Genomic DNA, 5,708 nt, shown 5'->3' with positions numbered 1-5,708 from the left:
TGTATAAGAGACAGGAGTGGGGGATGTTGTGACATTTTGAGTTTTTTCTATCTGTGGCAAAGTCACAGGAATTGGGGCAGTGTGTACAGTGGCTGCGGCGGCAGGAATTGGGGCAGCGGGTACGCTAACGGGTGTGGCTACACTAACGGGTGCGAAAGTCAAGGGTTTTTTTAATTCTACTGTCTGAGTCCAAGCGGGCATTTGTTGACTGTTCTGCAGCCCGTATACTGTGAGGGAGTAAATGTTATTTGGTTGCAGTCGCTGCAATCCTTTGACTGCGACTCGCAGACAGGCTTGTTCTGCGGGCAATTTTTCTGCTTCTAGCAGCAGGTGCAGGGTGTCATTTTCCAGGCTGGCTTTAGCTGTGACGCCGAAGCTTTGGAGTGCTTGGCCGAGCAGAAATGCGATCGCCCTGGGGTCGCCTTCTTTTGCTAAATTTAAGATATCTTGTTGGCTCACAAATGCCTCTACTCTCACACGAAAAATTTAGCTCCATCTTATATCAGATTTGGTGAAACTGGATTAAATACCGATCGATCTAACTTAGGTAAGCGAGTACAAATAAACATAGTGAAAATATGCGGTAAAGCTGCCAGAAATACAATCAAAAACCCGGTTTCTGGTTGTCGCTGCAAATCGTCCTCGTCCAAATGCCTGCCCTGACGAAGACAAAAGCGATCGCGACTGCTGTGGTGAAACAGTTAAACTCTGGTTCGCGGGACGTTATCTGTCAGAAATCGACGGCAAGCAACAATCGCCTCAGCTACGTGCAGCAATCGACTTTGTGGATGTCGTCGCTTTGCCTGCAGCAGCCGTTATTGAGGCAATTGTACGATCGAGATTTTGATTGCTGCTGTCTCCACCGAGGATTTTTTGTCAGAAGGCGTGCTATTTGTGAGTTAGTTGGGCGCATAGCAGCTAGGATCGAGCTAACTCAAGGTTACGGTTAAACTAAAGCTCGTCTCGTGGCGTTGCCTCTCAAAACCTCGATTGAGTCTTATGGCGCACTACCGCTCCACTCTATGTTTATTGACCTGTATTGCCTGTCTCGGCCCTGCCTTGAGTCCACCTGCGGACGGAAGGCAACAGACTCTCAATGCCTCCTACCGGGCTGTTTCCCAAGAAATTGCTCAGGCGGACGATCGCCCGGACTCCAGTTCTCCAAAACCCTCTCCAGAGGCCGATAAAAACAAATCTAAGCCGTCCAAGCGGCCAAAATCCAATTCCAAAATCCCCAAATCGATCTCCAATCTAATCGTCATTTTGTCTCGGCAGCGGGGATTTTTAATATTGGGTTTAGCAGCAGTTGTCATCACGGCAGCAGCAGTATTTATCATGCTGAAATTAGTTAGCAACGACGAGTCAAATAATTCTAGGCGAAGACGGGGAAGAGGCGCTCCCCACAACCCAACAAACTCTGGATCGACTAATCCCAATCCTCAGACCAACTTGCGCCCAATTGGACACCAAGATGTTTTTTCTGAAGAACCAAAACTGCCACCAGCATTGCCCGATTCTTTGGATTTTTCAACAGGCTACAATTTTGACAACAACAGCAACAGCGATCGACCTTTACCGTTTAGCCGGAAATCTGGCGCATCAGAATCCGAGGGTGCAGGGGTAGAGGGCGATCGAATTAATGGCGGCAGCGGGTCCTTGGAAACTAACAGCAACGGCTACAGCGACATAGGTTTCAACATTCCCGAAACAAATAATCGAGCCAATTCGCTAGCGAGTCAGAACAAAAATAGTTCTTTTCCAGAAACGGGCGATCGAGCTAAAGTTGATCTTATTGAAGAACTGATTGATGATTTGCAACATCTAAATCCGGCTCTCCGGCGCAAAGCAATTTGGGAACTCGGCCAGCAGGGAGATTCCAGAGCAGTTGAGCCGTTGCTGGATTTGCTAGCAAATTCCGACTCAAAGCAGTACAGTTTAATTTTGGCAAGTGTCTCGGAAATTGGCATTCGCACCCTCAAACCCATGAATAATGCCTGGTCAATTTCGCTGCAAAATGAAAATCCAGAAGTGCGGAAAAATGCGATTCGCGACTTGACGCGGATTTACGAATTGGTGAATCAAATCAGTTATTTGTTGCACCGCGCGACTGACGATCCAGATGCAGAAGTTCAGGAGACTGCTCGCTGGGCAATTAATCAGTTGAATCGCATCCATCCTCGTTCTGGGAGGGATGATTAAAAATTGGTCATTAGTCATTAGTCATTAGTTGTTGGTTATTGGTTATTGGTTATTGGTTATTGGTTACTTGCTACGAATCCCCAATTTCCAATTCTCAATTCCCAATAACAACGAACAACTAACAAGTAACAACTAACAACTAACAGTCATTAGTCATTGGTCATATCATGTGCGGTCGATTATTAATAACAAAAACGGTTGGTTCGTAGTGTGGACTTTAGTCCGCTCCAAATTGCGGACTAAAGTCCGCACTACGAACGAATTTTATTCCGGTCAATCGAACAGACGAGATTTGAATGCAGTGCTATCGCGAACTCGCGACAGCACGACAATCGAAAAAAGATTATTACGATGCAAACCGAAACGTTACGATGATAGATCCTATGCTAAAATAAATGACTAATAACCAATAACTAATAACTAATAACCAATAACTAATAACTAATAACCAATAACTAATAACTAATAACCAATAACTAATAACTAATGACTAATAACTGTTTAAAATTATTGTTACTATCAACATCTGTAGGTCAACTCGGTTCTGGGTTGGGCGGGGGAGTCGAACTTACAGTTCTCAATATTGCGAAAGAATTGCACCGCCGAGGTCATAAAATAGCAGTTGTAGCACCCGTCGGTTCAGTTTTAGAATCAATTTCAGTAATCGAAATCACGGGGGATTTGCAAGTAACTGCCCAAACACAAGATTACCACGATCCGATTGTGATGCCTGCGGATGCTGTGCTGGCGAATATGTGGGCTTATGCTCGCCAAGTTCAGGATGAATGGGATGTGATTGTTAACTTTGCCTACGATTGGTTGCCGTTTTATTTGACGCCATTTTTTAGGGCTCCGATCGCACATTTTATCAGTTTGGGTTCCATGTCGCGATCGATCGATCGCATCGCCGAACAAACCGCCGCCCAATTTCCTGGTACGATCGGAGTTTACACCGTTTCCCAAGCCGAAACCTTTGCCTTTGCCGCTGAGTGTCAGTTGTTGGGAAGCGGCATCGATTTATCGCTGTACGAATTTTGCAGCCAACCGGAACCAAAATTAGCTTGGCTGGGTCGCATCGCCCCGGAAAAAGGCTTAGAAGATGCAGTGGCGGCAGCAAAAATTACAGGCATTCCGCTGAAAATTATGGGCAAAATGCAGGATGAGGATTATTGGCAAAAAATTTGTGCAGATTGCGCCGATGCTCCGGTAGAATATTTAGGGTTTCTGACAACAACCCAAATGCAAGAGCAAGTCCGCCAGTGCCGAGCCTTGTTGATGACACCGCGCTGGGTGGAAGCTTTTGGAAATGTGGCGATCGAGGCTTTAGCGTGCGGTGTGCCCGTGATTGCTTACGAGCGCGGGGGACCCGCCGAAATTGTTCGAGACGGACAGACGGGCTTTTTAGTGGAACCTGACAGCGTAAATGGCTTGGTAGGTGCGATCGCCCGAATCGACCAAATTGACCGCAGCGCTTGCCGGCGACAAGCAGAAGGAGAATACTCTTTGGGTGCTTTGGGCGATCGATTTGAATACTGGTTCAAATCTATTCTAAAATTGAGTTAAATAATACCAATTTAATATGAAGTTGCATATATCCCGATCCCCCTCGCATCCCCCTTAAAAAGGGGGACTTTGAATTCTTACTCCCCCTTGGGAAGGGGGCTGGGGGGATCTGATTCTATGCAGCTTCATAAAAAATTGGTATAAACTCTTAATCTACCACACAAAGACCAAACATAAAAAACTATGGCAACCGAACATTTAGTGCTTTTATCCAGTAGAGAAATTGAAAAAATGCGTCAAGCAGGCCGCTTAGCAGCTCAGCTTTTGTTGCATCTTGAACCAATGATTAAACCCGGTGTCAGCACTCTCCAAATTAACGACGAAGCCGAACGCTGGACTTTGGCACACGGAGCAAAAAGTGCTCCCCTAGGTTACAAAGGATTTCCCAAATCTCTTTGTGCAAGCGTCAATGAAGTAGTCTGTCACGGCATCCCCAATGCCAAACAAATTCTTAGAGAAGGCGATATTGTAAACATAGATGTAACACCTTTAGTTGATGGCTATCACGGCGATACTTCTAAAACTTTTTTTGTGGGAAAACCTTCACCAGTAGCCAAAAAGTTAGTTGAAGTAACCGAGGAATGTTTGAGAAGAGGAATTGCCGAAGTCAAACCCGGTGCTCGTACCGGCGACATCGGTGCAGCGATTCAGGAATATGCTGAAACACAGGGTTTTTCGGTAGTGCGAAATTTTGCCGGACATGGCGTGCACCGCGTTTTTCACACCGAACCGGAAATTTTGCATTACGGCAAGCGGGGCACGGGAAAAAAGCTCAGAAAAGGCATGGTTTTTACGATCGAGCCGATGATTAACGAAGGGACTTGGGAAGTAGAAATTTTGGGCGACGGTTGGACTGCTATCACGCAGGATGGCAAGCTTTCAGCTCAATTCGAACACACTCTGGCTGTAACTGATTCTGGGGTAGAAATTCTAACTTTACCTTAGCAATCCTCAAACAAAAAATCCGCAAAACTCGCTCATAACAATTCATCTGCGTTAATCTGTGTTTGTCTGCCTCTATCTGCGGTGAAAAAAAGAGAATTTTAACCGCAGATTACAATTGATTGACGCTGATTCGCGCAGATGCAAAGAAGAAATATATCAATAATTCCGATGCTAACAGATTTCATTGAGTCATTAGTCAGGAAGAAGGAAGAAGGAAGAAACTATGCCCAATTCCAAATTCCTAAGAACTAAGAACTAAGAACTAAGGACAACTGACAAATAACAAATGACTGACATAAAATTTCTGCAACCAGGAGATTTGCTCAAAGTAATTGCCCCTAGCGGCGCTTTGCGAGAATTAACTAACTTTGAAAAAGGTGTAGAAATTTGGAAATCTCGTGGCTATCGAGTGGAACTAACACCCGGTTTTGACGATCGCACTGGCTATTTGGCCGGTTCGGACGAAAACCGCGTCCGACAGTTGGCAGATGCCCTCAGTGACCCGGATTGTCGCGGTATTCTCTGTGTTCGAGGCGGTTTCGGCAGCACTCGACTTTTGGAAAAAGCCAAGGTGGGAGATTGGGCTAATTCTCAGTTTCCAACTCCAGATTCCCATTCGCCAAAATGGTTGATTGGCTTTTCTGACATTACGGCTTTGCTGTGGAATCACGATCAACTGCGGATTTGGGGCGTTCACGGGCCACTACTGACGACTTTGCCCCTGGAACCGGATTGGTCTGCCGATCGTCTTTTTGACTGTGTAGAAGGCCGTCCGTTACTATCTTTGCAAGGTAAAGGATGGGGCAACGGCAAGGCTGCGGGGCGGCTGTTTCCGGCGAATCTGACGGTGGCTTCTCATTTGCTCGGAACCCCGTATCAACCGGATTTGACTGGGGTTATTCTCGCATTTGAGGATGTTTCCGAGGCTCCTTACAGGGTCGATCGAATGCTGACTATGTGGCGGATGGCGGGGGCTTTTGCGGGGGTGCGGGGCATTGCTT

6 protein-coding genes and 1 pseudogene are annotated in these 5,708 nt (G+C 46.2%); 5 read left to right on the top strand and 2 right to left on the bottom strand.

Annotated elements, in window-relative coordinates:
* Nucleotides 1–459, bottom strand: a pseudogene (locus IQ270_RS27540) (CapA family protein); the annotation flags it as partial.
* Between the two features lie 191 nt (nucleotides 460–650).
* Between IQ270_RS27540 and IQ270_RS27535 the strand changes: the two are divergent.
* Complete coding sequence (locus IQ270_RS27535; RefSeq protein WP_193976330.1) at nucleotides 651–950, top strand: hypothetical protein; 300 nt, start codon at nucleotides 651–653, stop codon at nucleotides 948–950.
* A 180-nt stretch (nucleotides 951–1,130) separates the two neighbouring features.
* Here IQ270_RS27535 and IQ270_RS31545 read toward each other — a convergent pair whose 3' ends face one another.
* Nucleotides 1,131–1,337 carry a hypothetical protein gene (locus IQ270_RS31545; protein ID WP_228056757.1) on the bottom strand — a complete coding sequence of 69 codons (207 nt, stop codon included), beginning with the start codon at nucleotides 1,335–1,337 and terminating at the stop codon, nucleotides 1,131–1,133.
* Between IQ270_RS31545 and IQ270_RS27530 the strand changes: the two genes are divergently transcribed.
* The 4 genes from IQ270_RS27530 to IQ270_RS27515 form a co-directional block, all read left to right on the top strand.
* Nucleotides 1,336–2,199, top strand: coding sequence for a HEAT repeat domain-containing protein (locus IQ270_RS27530; protein WP_228056756.1), 864 nt, complete (start codon nucleotides 1,336–1,338; stop codon nucleotides 2,197–2,199). The genes IQ270_RS31545 and IQ270_RS27530 overlap by 2 nt on opposite strands.
* A 486-nt stretch (nucleotides 2,200–2,685) precedes the next feature.
* The gene (locus IQ270_RS27525) at nucleotides 2,686–3,762 is read left to right on the top strand and encodes a glycosyltransferase family 4 protein (protein ID WP_193976328.1); all 1,077 of its coding nucleotides are present in this window, start codon (nucleotides 2,686–2,688) and stop codon (nucleotides 3,760–3,762) included.
* 183 nt (nucleotides 3,763–3,945) lie between these two features.
* Nucleotides 3,946–4,707 carry a type I methionyl aminopeptidase gene (map, locus tag IQ270_RS27520; RefSeq protein ID WP_193976327.1) on the top strand — a complete coding sequence of 254 codons (762 nt, stop codon included), beginning with the start codon at nucleotides 3,946–3,948 and terminating at the stop codon, nucleotides 4,705–4,707.
* Between the two features lie 286 nt (nucleotides 4,708–4,993).
* Nucleotides 4,994–5,708, top strand: a 715-nt coding sequence (locus tag IQ270_RS27515; RefSeq protein ID WP_193976326.1) for an LD-carboxypeptidase, incomplete at its 3' end; no start/stop codon positions are given.

It is taken from the genome of Microcoleus sp. LEGE 07076, assembly GCF_015207455.1.
In the GTDB taxonomy this organism is placed as follows: domain Bacteria; phylum Cyanobacteriota; class Cyanobacteriia; order Cyanobacteriales; family Microcoleaceae; genus Microcoleus.
The sequence above is the reverse complement of the archived record's forward strand: the minus strand, read 5'-3'. Positions and strand labels throughout refer to the sequence as shown.